Here is a 14,195-nt window from a genome sequence, read left to right on the forward strand (position 1 = left end):
CAGGTTGGAGGCTGGTGACCATGACGACGACACGGACGCTGGGACGCAGCGGCATCGAGGTGAGCGCGATCGGCATGGGGTGCTGGGCGATCGGTGGCCCGCTCTGGGGTGACGACGGGCAGCCGTTCGGCTGGGGCGAGGTCGACGACGACGAGTCGATCCGCACCATCCACCGGGCACTCGACCTCGGGGTGACCCTGTTCGACACGGCCAGCAACTACGGCGCCGGGCACAGCGAACGGATCCTCGGCCGGGCCCTGGCCGGCCGGCGCGACAGCGCGGTGATCGCCACCAAGTTCGGCAACGTCAGTGAGGAGAACACTCGGCGGGCGCTCGGCACCGACGCCAGCCCGGCCTTCGCGGTACGCAGCCTGGAGGACTCGCTGCGCCGCCTCGGCACCGACCACGTCGACCTCTACCAACTGCACATCAACGAGCTGTCGGTGCCCGCCGCGCTCGATCTGGTCGACACGCTGGAGGCCCTGGTCGACCAGGGCAAGATCCGCGCGTACGGGTGGAGCACCGACGACCCCGCCTCGGCGGAGGCGTTCGCGGCGGCCGGCCCGCACTGCGCCGCCATCCAGCACGACGAGTCGGTGCTGCGCGACAACGCGGCGGTGCTGGCGGTCTGCGACACCCACGACCTGGCCAGCCTCAACCGTGGGCCGCTGGCCATGGGGCTGCTCACCGGGTCGACCCGGGCCGTCGGGGCGGACGACGTGCGCGGGCGAGCGCCGGAGTGGTTGGAGTGGTTCACCGACGGCCGACCGACGCCGCGTTGGGCGGCCCGGGTGGAGCAGGTCCGCGCGGCGCTCACCGCCGACGGGCGGACCCTCGCACAGGGCGCGCTGGGCTGGCTGCTGGCGCGCAGCTCTCGTACGGTGCCGATCCCCGGCCTGCGCACGGTGGCCCAGGCCGAGGAGAACCTGGCGACCCTGACGCTCGGCCCGCTGAGCGCCGAGACGTACGCCGAGGTGGAGCGACTGCTCGCCGACCTGCGCCCGGCCCACGCGGCCTGACCGCCGCAGCGGCCCTCGCCCCGGGCGCCGTCACCGGAAGTCGTCCGCGTGCTCGGCGGCCCACTGCCGGAACGTGCGCCCGGGGCGTCCGGTCACCTGCTCGACGTCCGGGGCGACCCAGCCGCTGCCGTCGGGATGACGCCCCATCTCCAGGAACCACTCGATCACCTCGGTCGGGTAGTGGTCCTTCCAGTACTCGCGGGCTTGCTCCGGGGTCAGCTCGTCGAAGCGCACCGGGCGGCCGATCGCCTCGCCGATCATCCGGACCGCGTCGCGGCGGCGAACCGGCTCCGGCCCGGTCGGCTGGTACACCCGGCCGGCGTGGCCGTCCTCAGTCAGCGCGGCCACGATGACCGCGGCGATGTCCGCCTCGTGGACCAGCGCGCTGTTCCAGTCCCCGAACGGCGCCCGCACCACCCCCTCGGTGCGGATACCGGCCGCCCACTCGCGGGTGTTCGCCATGAACTCGCCCGGGAAGATGTGCGTCCACTCCAGGCCCGAGTTCTCGACGGCCCGGTGCAGCGGCCGGTGGGGGGCCTCGATCGGGTCGTCGTCCGCCCGGCTCGGATCGTTGTGGCCGAGATGGGTGACCCGGCGGACGCCGGCCTGACGGGCCAGCTCCAGGATCTCCGCGCCGGTGGTCAGCGGCCCGTACCCGTCCATCGCGACCAGGTGCATCCGCGTCACGCCGCGCAGCGCCGCGACCAACGTGTGGGGCCTGGCGAAGTCACCCGCCACCACCTCCACCCGGTCGGGCAGCGCGGTGGCCGCCGGCGACGCGGGATCGCGGGTCAGTGCGCGTACGTCGTGGCCGGTGCTGACCAGTTGCCGGACCAGGCTGCCTCCGACGGTCCCGGTCGCTCCGGTCACCAGGATCGGCATGGTTCCTCCTCAGGGATCGCCCGACGGCGGGCACGGCGAGCCGACCCCGCCATCCCGGGGGCGCTCTCGGATGGCTCATGCTCAGCCAGATCGATGCCGGAAGCAATCGCGAACATGGCATTCACGTTCGCTCTGACCTGCGGAAACGCGCTGACCGTCGACAGCGCGCGGCGGCCGTTTTCGGCTCCGGGAACATTGGTTGACCTGCGGCTTCCCGCTTGGTCCGGATGGTCCGCCCAGATTTCTCTGCCTGCCATTGCTGTGCAGCCGGTGACGTCAGCCGAGGCCTACCGCATCGATCGTCCTCGACCAGGGCGGACAACACCGGACTCCGGCCCTGGCCGGCGCCGACCGCCGCCTCCAGCGTGATCCATCAATGTGACGCCGGGCACATTTAGCGGGACAGCGCCGCCGAACCGGCACTTGTAGCGTGGCGTCAGTCCACATCGTACGCAGCGTGTTCCTGTGCGTACGGCCGCCGGCGTGCCGGCGATGTTGGCCCAGGAGGCGGCAATCACTCGTAACCACACGTCGACGCGGCGGCGCCGGCGTGGAGCCGGGATCCGCCATCCCGCCGGTCCATCGGGTCCGTCCTCCGTTCGATGTTCATTGCCGCGCCGCCCCCCATACGGTGGCGGCGCGCGTCTTCACGGGGAGCAGACATGGTTCTGAGAATGTCCGCGGCTGTCGCGCCACCGGCGCGGCGCCACCGAACGGGGTGGCGACGGGCCGCCGTAGCGCAGGTCACGGCGCTCGCCCTGCTGGCCGGTCTTCTTCCGGCGCACCCGGCGCGGGCGGCGGAGCCGCCACCCGCGGCCGCAGAGCGCACGCCGGTGGTGCAGGCATGGTTGAACGGCGGCACGAAGGTGCGGGCCGCCGCCGAACTGGCCCTGGTCGGCTCCGACGACGACATCCGGGCGTTCGTGAGCGACGGCTGGGCGAAGGCGCAGCGGCTCGATGAGCGGGACGCGGTCGTGTCGGTGATCGCCGAGTCCGGGCCGGCGGTACGGGCGGCGGCACAGACGGCTTTGAACGCCTTCGATGCCGGTGACATTGACGCGCTCTCGACCTTCCTGAACAGCGGCTGGCAGCCGCCCTCGAACACCGACACCCGCGTACGGGTCAACCAGTTGATGGCGGCTGGTGGGGATCAGGTCAAGGCAGCCGCGCAGCAGGCGTTGGATTCGGAAGACCCGGCGGTGTGGCGGCAGTTCACGGACTCGGGTTGGCAGTCGCGGTGGTTGACGGATCAGCGCGTGCGTGTCAACCAGGCGATGGCCACCGGCGGGCCACAGGTGAGGGCAGCCGGGCAGAAGGCGCTGGACGCGGGGACGCCGGAGGCGTTGGAGTCGTTCCTGGACGGCGGGTGGTCGGTGGCGGCGGCTCGTGACCAGGAGACCGAGACGCTGACCGCGTTGCAGGCGCAGGCGCAGGCGCATGGCGACCTGGCGAAGCAGGAGACCGAGCGCGCGGTATCGGAGGCGGCACGGGCGAAGGAGGCCGCAGCGGCGGCCAAGCGTTCGGCGGAGTTGGCGGCTGCGGCGACGGAGGCGGCGCGCAACGACACGGCCGAGGCGGCGGCGCAGGCGAAGCGGGCCGCGGTGGCGGCACAGAAGGCAGCGTCGGCGGCGAAGGTGGCGGTGCAGGCGGCGGCCTCGGCGAACCGGGCGGCGCGGGCGGCCGCCGCTGCGGCGCAGCGGGCGGCGTCGGCGGCATCGCAGGCGGAGCGGGCGGCGACCCGGGCCTACAACGCGGCGGCGGGCGCGGCGACGGATGCGACGAAAGCGGACACGGCCCGGGTGCGGGCGCAGGAGGCGCGGGACACCGCGCGCGTGACGAGGGGCCTCGCCGCCAGCGCGAACCTGGCGGGGCAGGCGATTCAGGCGGGCCTGGAATCCCTGGACGCGGCGCGGTCGGCGGCGTACAACGCGAAGCTGGCCTCGGACGCCAACGACGACGCGACCCGGTGGGCGAATGCGGCCGGCGCGGACGCCAAGGATTCGATCGCGGCAGCGAAGCAGGCGCGGGCGGACGCGGACCGGGCTCTGCGGGCGGCCGACACGGCGGAGCGATACCTCCGGGTGGCGGCCACGGCGGCCGCCCGCGCTCGGGACGCGGCGAACCGGGCCGCGCAGCACGCGGAGGAGGCCGCCGACGCGGCGATCGACGCGGCGAACCACGCCGGTGACGCGGCGACCGCCGCGGCACGGGCGACCGCGGCAGCGACCGCGGCGACCGCAGCTGCTCAGGCCGCGGTGGAGACAGCCAGCCAGGCGATCGAGATCTACGACGCGGCGCGCGTGGCGGACGCCGAGCGGCTTGCGGTCACCCAGGACGAGGGTACGGAGACGGCCCGCCAGGCCGCCGCACAGTACGACCAGGCGCAGGCCGCGGCGAAGTGGGACGCGGTACAGGCCGCCGAGCGTGACGCGGCGACCAACCAGCTCATCGCCGAGGTCCTCAATCCCGCCACCGACCCGGCCGTCGCGGTGACTAAGGCCCGCAAGGTGGCGTTGAACCTCAGCCAGGCGTCCGGCACGTGGACCCGGGAAGCGGCCATGGCCGCGCTCGCCGGCGCCGACGCGCAGGTGATGGAGTTCGTCCGCACCGGTATCGCCGAGGCGGCCGGGCAGGACGACCGGGTGGCCGTACGGGAACTGGCTGTCACGGACAACACCGGGTTGCGGGACGCGGCCCTCGCCGCGTTGCAGGGCAGCGACGCGCAGGTGTCGCAGTTCCTGCAGACCCAGAACTACACCGGCCGGTACACGCAGGACCGGTTGAAGGTCAACCAGATCGCGTCAGCGGCACGGACGGCTGGCGACACCTATCTGGCGCAGAAGGCGCAGGAAGCCTTGGACTCCGGGGACGGGCAGAAGCTGCGCGAGTTCATTGCTTCCGGCCAGCACACGGCCGCCGCCATCGGCCAGCGGATCCAGGTCAACACGATCCTGGCCAGCTCGGACAGTGGTCCCGAGGTGAAGGCCGCCGCGCAGATCGCGTTGGACGGGCCGCCGGCAGGGCTACGGCAGTTCCTCGACGAGGGCCGTTACGCCGCAGCCGAGCGCGACCAGGACGGCGCGGCGCACCTGGCCGTGGTCGCCGGCCTGGTGCAGCGGATCAACCAGATCGCGCAGACGGCGGTGCAGGACGCCATGACGGCGCAGTCCGTCGCAGCCCAGGCACGGAAGGACGCCGCCGCCGCCACGGAATACGCCAATCAGGCGGCCGTGTCGGCGCAGAAGGCCGCCGGGTACGCGACGCAGGCCGCGCAGTACGCCGACCAGGCCAGCCAGTCGGCCGAGAAGGCCGCCGCCGCGGTCCGGACCGCCAAGGCGGCAGCGACCCGGGCGTCCGCGTCGGCGCGCAGCGCGATCCGTTCCGCGTCCTGGGCCGTCCTGTCGCACGAGCAGGCCATCCAGTCCGCCACCGAGGCCCACGCCTCGGCCACCCGCGCGTACAACTCGGCTGTCGCCGCCGGCAAGAGCGCCCAGGAGGCGGTCGCGGCCGCCAAGGACGCCTACCAGCGGTACGAGTCGGCCCAGGGCGTGGAAATCCAGAAATGCAGCGTCGAATACACCTCCGAGGGGCCGCTGGGCGAATGGGAGAAGCTACTCACCGGTGAGCGGGGTGACTTCGCCGAGAAGTGCGTCCGCAACGTCATCGCCGACCCCGCCGAGCTGGCGAAACGCGCCTACACCAACTCTGCCTACTGCAGCGTCTACCCCGACGGCAGCCAACTCGCCAAGAACTGCCTCGCCACCGTCCTGGCCCCCGATTTCCGGGGCGGACAGACGCTGGTCATGCTCACCGCGGTGCTGCAGGGCGTCGCCATGATCCTGGCTCCCGTCGCCATCGCTCTCGGCATCGGCTGCGTCCTGAGCGTGGTCTGCGGCATCGTCGCCGGCAGCCTGGTCACGATCGGCGAAATCGGCCTCAGCATCTACAAGTACATCAACGGTGACCAGTCACTCGCGGACACCCTGATGCAGCTCGGCGCCGTCGCGCTGGAAGCACTAGCGTTCGCCGGCATCGCCAAACTCGTCGGCGCCGGCTTCAAGGCCGCCAAGCACCTCTACGACCTCAGCCGCGCCGCCAAACAGGCAGAGGCGGACCTCAAGACGGTGAACAAGGCGCGGCGTGAGCTGCGGCTCAACTCGTGCCTGACCCCCAACAGCTTCTCCGCCGACACACCGGTGCTGCTCGCCGACGGCAGCAGCAAACCCATCGCGGACGTACGGGTCGGCGATCGGGTCCTGGCCACGGACCCCACGACGGGTGTATCTGCCGCCCAGCCCGTGACCCGCCTCATTCGGAGCACCGATCCGGCCCTCACCGACGTGACGGTTGCACCGGCCGGCGGGGCGGCGGTAACCGTTCACACCACGCCGCATCACCCATTCTGGGACGCCGCTGTCCGACGCTGGGTCGACGCCGCGGACCTGACGGTAGGCAGCACCCTGCGCAATCCGGACGGCGAACCGGTCCAGGTGGCCGGCGTCCGAACCTTCGACGGGCCGCGGGTGATGCACAACCTGACCGTTGCCGAAACCCACACCTACTACGTGGCCGCCGGCTCGACCGCGCTGCTGGTACACAATGTGGGTGGCTGCCTGGACGGTGAGATCGAGTACGACGTCATGGACCCTGTCACGAAGCGGATCGTCACCGACATCGACAGCATCGAAAACGGCGAGCTGTGGGAGCTGAAGGGCGGAATCCCGTGGTGGGGGGACGATGAATGGCTCGCCAAGGAGATTGACGGGAAGTTCGCCAAGTACCTGAAGGCGCGAACGATCCTCCCCGCTGACTACCGCGACGCAGTCATCGGCTTCCGTTTCACCAACAAAAAGATCGACGCGAAGACACGCACGGTCATCACAGAGAGGTTGACTCGTTTGGCCGAAGAGGCTGGCGTCCAATTGAAGATTGAGTTCGCCTCATGAGCTATCCGTTCCAGACCGCCGAGACACCGGTGTGGGATCCCGCGCTCCGGGTCGGCCAGGTATACCTCGGCCAAGCCCAGTCGGTGGCGGAGGTCGTGGGGACGGCGTCAGGTCTGACGCCGCTCCGCAACGGCAGCTGCGATCTCGATCCAACGACGTTCACGACCTTCGTGGACCGCCTTCTACAGTTCTACAACGAGGGCCGCCACCCCACCCTCTCGCAGCTGCTACGCGGGGTCCTCCTGGTTTCCCTGGTGTTGCTGGAGCGGGCCGGCGCGCCCCGTCCGCCGGCCGGCAGCGAGGTGATCGACGCCTTGCTCGCCGAGGCTGCCGCGCTGGAGCCCACCATGCCTGTCTAGAAATCTCGCACCGGCCGTCGCTTCGTGGTCGGGCTGTAGGGGCCGGTCCTCCCAAGCAGAGGACTGGCCCCTATCGCTGCGCCCGCATTGCCCAATCCGGAGGTTGGCCCCTCGGCAGATCGGCGGCCACCTGCGTGGCCGGCGGCTCGGGCGTGGGCCGATACTGGGTCGATGGCGCGGATCCGAGGAGGGTGTGTGTGAACGACTCCCCACGGGTCGCCTGCACGGCATGCGGGCAGGACTGGCAGACCTGGTACCGGGTTCGTGAGGACGGGCGCGTGTTCCTGCTGTGCCCGGAGTGCGACTCGGTCTGGCTGCCCGAGGACGACCGCCATGCACCTCCGACGCACCATCTGGGGGCGCTTTTCGGTCCGCAGCCGAAGTTCTTCAACGCCTGGGTGCTGATCGAGGAGTGCACGGCGCCGCCCGTCGACTGACGCGTCAACGGTGGATGCCGACCCGTTCACGGGCCGGCATCCACCTTCGCGGGGACATCAAGTGCAAGATCGCGGAACGCGGGAGGCACGCTGTCGCGACGAGGGAGTGCACGGGCAGGACGCATCCAAGTTGCCCTCCGTACCCGAAGATATGAGCATGCGGATCCTTCTGGCCGGCGCGTCCGGCTTCCTCGGCACCCGGCTGGCCGACCGGCTCACGGCGGACGGGCACCAGATCACCCGACTGGTCCGTCGGCCGCCGCGTGACCCGCAGGAGCGGCGGTGGGACCCCGCCGCCGGGCAGCTCGACCCCGCCGTGGTCACCGAGGCGGACGCGGTGGTCAACCTGGCCGGCGCGGGCGTCGGTGACAAGCGCTGGAACGACGACTACCGGCGGTTGATCCGGACCAGCCGGGTGGACAGCACCACCACACTGGCGGTCACCATCGCCGGGCTTCCCGCCGCCGACCGACCGCGGGTGTTGCTCAACTCCTCGGCCGTGGGGTGGTACGGCAACACCGGCGACCGGGCCGTCGAGGAGGACGCGCCGGCCGGTGAGGGCTTCCTGGCCGACGTCTGCCGGGTGTGGGAGGCCGCGACCCGGCCAGCCGAGGACGCCGGGGTACGCGTCATCCGGATGCGCACCGGCCTGCCACTGGACCGCGACGGCGGGCTGCTCAAGCCGCAGCTGTTGCCATTCAAGCTGGGCATCGCCGGCCGGCTGGGCAGCGGCCGGCAGTGGCTGCCGTGGATCTCGATGGCCGACTGGCTGGGCGCGACCCTCTTCCTGCTGGACCACGACGAGGTCGCCGGCCCGGTCAACGTGGTGGGGCCGAACCCGGTGACCAACGCCGAGTTCACCCGCGAGCTGGCCCGACAGCTGCACCGTCCGGCGATCATCCCGATCCCCGCACTGGCGCTCAAGGTGGCCCTCGGCGGCTTCTCCCACGAGGCCCTGACCAGCACCCGCGTCCTCCCCGGCGTCCTGACGAGAGCCGCCTACCGCTACCAGCACCCCACCCTCCCCGAAGCCCTCCAGGCGGCCCTGACCCCCTGAACAACCCTGTCGCCGTTCGCGTTGATCATGAAGTTGTTGCCACCCGCCTCGGCGTGTCGTGGCAACAACTTCATGATCGACAGGGTCGGCCCGGGCGTGGTCAGCAGCCGATCACCCAGTAGTTGGGGGCGGTCTGCTTGAGGGCGCTGGTGTAGAAGGTGTTGTAGAGGCCCATCCGCTGGTTGGAGCCGTTCGCGTAGGCGTAGCCACCGGACTGGTACGCCCGACCGGCCGCCACGTGCGCGTAGTTGCTGGCGGTCACGCAGGTCGCCGGCACGGTCGGCGTCGGCGTCGGAGTCGGCGTCGGGGTGGCCGTGGGGGTCGGCGTGGCCGTCGGGGTGGGGGTCGGGTTGGTGCCGCCGCCGTTCAGGCCGAAGAAGAGCGCGTCACGGTACGTCGAGCAGATGGTGTCCAGGAAGTACGCGCCGGCGGTGCCACACTGCTCGGCTGCGGAACCCGGGTCGACCGGAGTGCCGTGGCCCATCCCGGAGACCCGGTAGAGACGTACGTCGTCGTTGCCGTACACCTCCAGGCTGGTGTTGCCGGGCAGCGAGGAGGTGCTGCTCGGGGTCTGCGAGACCCCCCGCACGTTGGTCCACTGGTCGCGCGACTCGGTGCCGTTGAGCGGGGTGACAGTGGTGTCCGAGGTGCCGTGCCAGATGGCCACCCGGGGTCGCGGGCCGGTGTAGCCGGAGTACGCGCCACGGACCAGGTCGCCCCAGGCGGCCGGTGTCTTGTCCGCGCCCGGGTTCATGCAGCTGAACGCGTTGACCATGCTCGTGGCGCAGCGGTAGGGAATCCCCGCGATGATCGATCCGGCGGCGAAGACGTCCGGGTAGGTGGCGAGCATGACCGCGCTCATCGCCCCGCCCGCGGAGAGGCCGCTGACGAAGACCCGGGAGCCGTTCACCCCGAAGTTCGCCTTGGCGTGGTCGACCATCTGCTTGATCGACAGCGCCTCACCCTGACCGCGGGTGGTGTCGCCCGACTCGAAGAAGTTGAAGCAGGAGTTGGCGTTGTTGCCGGACGGCTGCTGGGCGACGATCAGCGAGAACTTCCACTGGTCGGCGTACTTCTGCCAGCCGGAGTTGGCGAAGTAGCCGGACGCGTTCTGGGTGCACCCGTGCAGGAGGACGACGGCCGGGGAGTTGGCCGGCAGGTTGTCCGGCCGGTAGGCGTACATGGCGAGGTTGCCCGGGTTGGAGCCGAACCCGGTGACCTGGGTGAGGGTGGCGGCCTGGGCGGGGGCGGCGATGGCGACCGCGCCGGCCAGGGCGAGGGCGAGCCCGGCGAGCCCGCCGACCAGGCGGGTGATGGTGGATGAGGAGCGGCGCACGGCGGCCTCCTGAGGGGGGCGGACTGTGAACTGGGTCACGGTCGAATTGCCGAGACGTTACGACGATGTGTCGCCGCGATGACATGGGGCGCGCTCACACATTCACGACGGACGCTGTGTACGTCAGACCGTCGACGTGGCGGGCCGAATCCGTCCCCAACGGTCCTGTCCTTGCAGGTCTGACCGGCCCGTCCAGGTCCGGTTGGTAACGTCCGCTGCGTGCCGTCCTCCCCGTCGCTGGCCACCGGGCCCGCACCAGCGTCACCGCCGCGCGTCGTCCGGGACCGCCGGGCCGACCTGATCGTCGTGCTGGTGGCGCTCGCGCTCGCCGTCTGGGTGACCAGTGGGCTGTGGCGGGACCCGAACACCCGGACCATCACGGTCAACTCCAGCGACCAGGCGCTCTTCGAGTGGCTGCTGGCCTTCGGCGGGCACGCGGTCACCCACGGGGACAACCCGCTCTTCACGTACCTGATCAACGTCCCGGACGGCGTGAACCTCGCGGTCAACACCTCGATCACGGTGTACGCGGTGGTCTTCGCCCCCCTCACGTACCTGATCGGGCCACCGGCGACGTTCCTGGTGATCCTCACCCTGAACCTGCTCGCCACCGCGCTGGTCTGGTACTGGTTGCTCTCCCGGCACCTGGTCCGCAGCCGGCTGGCCGCCGGGATCGGCGCCCTGTTCATCGCCTACTCCCCCGGCATGGTCTCGCACGCCAACGCGCACCTGAACTGGACCGCCGGCTGGCTGGTGCCGCTGCTGATCTGGCGGCTGTTCGCGCTGCGCCGAGCCGGGCACTGGCTCCGCGACGGGGTGATCCTCGGCGTGCTGGTCGCGGTGGCCTTCTCGATCGCCGCCGAAGGGCTGTTCTTCACCGCGCTGGCGCTCGGGGTGTTCGTCGCCGTCTGGGCGCTGCACCCGGCCAACCGGGCCGAGGCACGCGCCGCGCTGCCCAATTTCCTGCGGGGGCTCGGGGTGACCGCCGTGGTCGCCGGCGTGCTGCTGTCGTACCCGCTGTGGCTGCACTTCGCCGGGCCGCAACGGTTCCACGGCACCGGCTTCGACCCGGTGATCCACTCCGAGGACATCGCGGCGTTCGCCGCCTTCCCGCGCCGCTCGCTGGCCGGTGAGGTGGGGCTGGGCACCTCGCTGGCACCGAACCCGACCGAGGAGAACTCCTTCTTCGGCATCCCGCTGCTGGTGCTCACCGTGGTCTGCTTCGTCGCGCTCTGGCGGCGGGCCGACCCGGGCCGCCGGGCCACCCTCTGGGCGCTGGGCGTCGTCGCGCTGATCTTCTCGGTGCTCTCCTTCGGCCCGATCGCCAAGGTCGACGGGCGACGCACCGACCTTCCCATGCCGTTCGACCTACTCGGACAACTGCCGGTGGTGAACGCCGCGCTGCCCGCCCGGCTGGCGCTGGTGGTCGCGCCGGTGATCGGGCTGTTGCTGGCGTACGCCGTCGACCAGTTGCGCACCGCGCCACCCCGGCACCGCTCCACCGAGTTGGCCTGGCTGGTCGGGTTCGCGGTGGCGCTGGTGCCGCTGCTGCCCACCCCGCTGCTGACCGACGAGCGGGAACCGATCCCGCGGTTCATCACCTCCGGCACGTGGCGCCACTACGTCTCACCGGACGGGGTGCTCACCCCGGTGCCGCTGACCGTGGACATCTACCCGGACGGCCAGCGCTGGCAGGCGTACGCGTTGTCGCACCGGCAGGGCGAGTTCGAGATCCCCGGCGGGTTCTTCCTCGGCCCCGGCGGGCCGGACGGGCGCGGCCGGATCGGCCCGGTGCCGCGCACCCTGAGCGCGTTGATGGACCAGGCCGGCCGTACCGGCCTGGTGCCGATCGTGACCGACGGGACCATCCGGGAGGTCCAGTCGGACCTGCGGCACTGGCGCATCGAGACGGTGGTCCTCGCCGACGAGGTGCACGGCGCGAAGTTCGAGGTCGACGAGGCGGCGCTGCTGCGCACCGGCACCGCCCTGTTCGGCGAGCCGCAACGGGTCGACGACGTCTGGCTGTGGCGCATCCCGCCCGCCGATCGGTAGACCGCGACGCGGCCGGCCGGGGCACCACGACCGACCGCCGTCGCGTCTAATGGGCCGATGAGATTGACCGGTGGGCGATTGCGGCGCGCCGCCGTGGTCGGGCTCGCGCTGGGGCTCGTCGTGCTCAGCGCGCCAGCCGCCACGGCCGCGAACAGCACTGTCACCGCCAGCGCGGCCGGCGGGAGCGCTGTCACCGCCAGCACGGCCGGAGTGGTGCCGAGCCGGGTGCGCGATCCGTGGCTGTGGCAGGCCACCGTGGGTCAACGCCCGGCCGGTCCGGCCGCGTTGGTGTTCTTCACCGACCGCACCCGCTATTTCGAGTCGACCGGGGTGCTCATCGCCCGGGACGGTGCCTACCGGCTGATCCCGATCCGCATCGCCGAGGGGCACGGGCTGCTCTCCCCCGACGGGCGCCACTATCTGCGGCCGCAGTCCGGCGAGTTGCTGGACCTCACCACCGGCCGGCAGCGCCGCACCCTGAACCCCGGGCTGCACCCTTTCGCGTGGTCGCCGGATGGGCGACGTGTGCTCGGCACCCGCAGCAACGACGACCTGGTGATCAGCTACGGGCCGGACAATCAGCAGCTCAACGACCCGGAAAAGCCCGACGACCTGTTGGTCGTCGACCCGCACCAGGGCACCGAGCAGGTGGTCGCGGCCGGCACCTTCGCCGCCCACCACGCGGCGGCCTGGTCACCCTCCGGCGACCTGGTGGCGGTGGCTGGTCCACCGGACGGGGCCGCGCAGGTCGCCGAGCGGCAGCGGCTGGTGGTCGTCGACCCGGCCGGGGGCAGCCTTCGCTGGCAGGTCGACCTGGGTGAGCGACGGATGCTGGCCGGCCCGGCCGCCTGGCACCCCGACGGCAGTCGGATCGCACTGCTGGCCTTCGACGGTTGCGCCGGCCTGGGCTGCACCCCGGAGCAGACGGCGACACGCACCTGGCGCATCGAGTTCGTGGACGCCACCACCGGTCAGTCCGTCGGTGCGCCGCTGCCGGTCAACGCCTCGACCAGCAAGATCGTCGGCTGGCGCGGCGGGGACCCGGTGGTGCAGGAGGTCAGCGGGACGGAGCAGCACACGGACCGCCAGGCCGTCCTCGCCGCGCTGTCATCCGGCGGCCACCGCGAGGTGCTGGTGACCGCGCCGGTCGGGTCGACCGATCTGGCGGTCCCGGGTGACCTGCTGGCCCGGGCCGCGTTCGGCGGTCCGGAGCCCCGGCCGTCACCGTTCGCCGCCCCGCCCTGGCTCTACCTGGTGCTGGCCGTCCCACTGCTGCTCGCCGTCGCCCTCCTCACCCGCCATCTGCGGGGCCGCCGCTCGGCCGCCCCGACACCCGGCGCCTGAGCCCGGCCGCTGCGGTTGGCGCGGCCCCGGTGAGGCGGCTCACCAGGGAAGATCGCCCATTGCGGGACTAGGCTGGACGCCGTGACGACGACGACCCCCGGCCTGACGGCCGTCCGTGCCGGCCTGCTCGACTACCAGGCCGCCTGGGACGAGCAGCGACGCCTGCACGAGTCGGTGGTGGCTGGCGAGCGCGGCGACACCGTGCTGCTGCTGGAGCACCCGAGCGTCTACACCGCGGGCAAGCGCACCGAGCCGTGGGACCGGCCCATGGACGGCACTCCGGTCGTCGACGTGGACCGCGGCGGCAAGATCACCTGGCATGGGCCGGGGCAGCTCGTCGGTTACCCGATCCTGCGCCTGCCCGACCCGGTGGACGTGGTCGCCTACGTCCGCCGGACCGAAGAGCTGCTCATCGACGTGTGCGCCGAGTTCGGGCTGACCGCCGGTCGGGTCGAGGGACGCAGCGGGGTCTGGGTGCCCGCCGACGACCGGGGGCCGGCCCGCAAGGTGGCCGCCATCGGCATCCGGGTGGCCCGGGGCGTCACCCTGCACGGCTTCTCGATCAACTGCGACTGCGACCTGACGTACTTCGACCGGATCGTGCCGTGCGGCATCCGCGACGCCGGTGTCACCTCGCTCACCGCCGAGCTGGGCCGCCCGATCAGCGTCGCCGACGTGCTGCCGGTGGTCGAGCGTCGGCTCGCCACCCTCGTCACGGTCTGAGCAGGCCCGGCCGCGCGCCGGGGTGACCGAGGGCCGGCCT

At 71.9% G+C, this 14,195-nt stretch carries 10 protein-coding genes; 8 read left to right on the plus strand and 2 right to left on the minus strand.

What is annotated here, in order from left to right; translation table 11 throughout:
- Window positions 1-20 precede the first annotated feature (20 nt).
- Window positions 21-1,019 carry an aldo/keto reductase gene (locus tag HNR22_RS11120; protein WP_179780292.1) on the plus strand — a complete coding sequence of 333 codons (999 nt, stop codon included), beginning with the start codon at window positions 21-23 and terminating at the stop codon, window positions 1,017-1,019.
- A gap of 30 nt (window positions 1,020-1,049) precedes the next feature.
- Here the strand turns inward: HNR22_RS11120 and HNR22_RS11125 are convergent, their stop codons facing one another.
- Entirely contained in the window at window positions 1,050-1,901 is an 852-nt protein-coding gene (locus tag HNR22_RS11125) for an NmrA family NAD(P)-binding protein (RefSeq protein ID WP_179780293.1), read from the minus strand.
- 674 nt (window positions 1,902-2,575) lie between these two features.
- Here HNR22_RS11125 and HNR22_RS31655 point away from each other — a divergent pair.
- The 4 genes from HNR22_RS31655 (at window position 2,576) to HNR22_RS11150 (ending at window position 8,700) form a co-directional block, all read left to right on the plus strand.
- Entirely contained in the window at window positions 2,576-6,847 is a 4,272-nt protein-coding gene (locus tag HNR22_RS31655) for a polymorphic toxin-type HINT domain-containing protein (RefSeq protein WP_281374154.1), read from the plus strand.
- Window positions 6,844-7,206: a DUF6086 family protein gene (locus tag HNR22_RS11140; RefSeq protein ID WP_179780295.1), complete on the plus strand. Its 363-nt coding sequence runs from the start codon at window positions 6,844-6,846 to the stop codon at window positions 7,204-7,206. Before HNR22_RS31655 ends, HNR22_RS11140 begins: the two co-directional genes overlap by 4 nt.
- A gap of 197 nt (window positions 7,207-7,403) precedes the next feature.
- The gene (locus HNR22_RS11145; RefSeq protein ID WP_179780296.1) at window positions 7,404-7,643 is read left to right on the plus strand and encodes a hypothetical protein; all 240 of its coding nucleotides are present in this window, start codon (window positions 7,404-7,406) and stop codon (window positions 7,641-7,643) included.
- A gap of 157 nt (window positions 7,644-7,800) precedes the next feature.
- Entirely contained in the window at window positions 7,801-8,700 is a 900-nt protein-coding gene (locus tag HNR22_RS11150) for a TIGR01777 family oxidoreductase (RefSeq protein WP_179780297.1), read from the plus strand.
- A gap of 100 nt (window positions 8,701-8,800) precedes the next feature.
- Here HNR22_RS11150 and HNR22_RS11155 read toward each other — a convergent pair whose 3' ends face one another.
- Window positions 8,801-10,036: an extracellular catalytic domain type 1 short-chain-length polyhydroxyalkanoate depolymerase gene (locus tag HNR22_RS11155; RefSeq protein WP_179780298.1), complete on the minus strand. Its 1,236-nt coding sequence runs from the start codon at window positions 10,034-10,036 to the stop codon at window positions 8,801-8,803.
- Window positions 10,037-10,255: 219 nt separating this feature from the next.
- On the opposite strand from HNR22_RS11155, the gene HNR22_RS11160 reads away from it, so the two are divergent.
- The 3 genes from HNR22_RS11160 to lipB all read left to right on the plus strand — a co-directional run bounded on the left by HNR22_RS11160 (window position 10,256) and on the right by lipB (window position 14,155).
- Window positions 10,256-12,088 carry a DUF6311 domain-containing protein gene (locus tag HNR22_RS11160; protein ID WP_179780299.1) on the plus strand — a complete coding sequence of 611 codons (1,833 nt, stop codon included), beginning with the start codon at window positions 10,256-10,258 and terminating at the stop codon, window positions 12,086-12,088.
- Between the two features lie 57 nt (window positions 12,089-12,145).
- Window positions 12,146-13,432 (plus strand): hypothetical protein, encoded by a 1,287-nt coding sequence (locus tag HNR22_RS11165; protein ID WP_179780300.1) that lies wholly within the window; start codon window positions 12,146-12,148, stop codon window positions 13,430-13,432.
- An 81-nt stretch (window positions 13,433-13,513) separates the two neighbouring features.
- Complete coding sequence (gene lipB / locus HNR22_RS11170; RefSeq protein WP_179780301.1) at window positions 13,514-14,155, plus strand: lipoyl(octanoyl) transferase LipB; 642 nt, start codon at window positions 13,514-13,516, stop codon at window positions 14,153-14,155.
- The last annotated feature ends 40 nt before the right edge of the window (window positions 14,156-14,195 follow it).

Source organism: Micromonospora jinlongensis (genome assembly GCF_013410645.1).
Classification (GTDB): Bacteria; Actinomycetota; Actinomycetes; order Mycobacteriales; family Micromonosporaceae; genus Micromonospora; species Micromonospora zamorensis.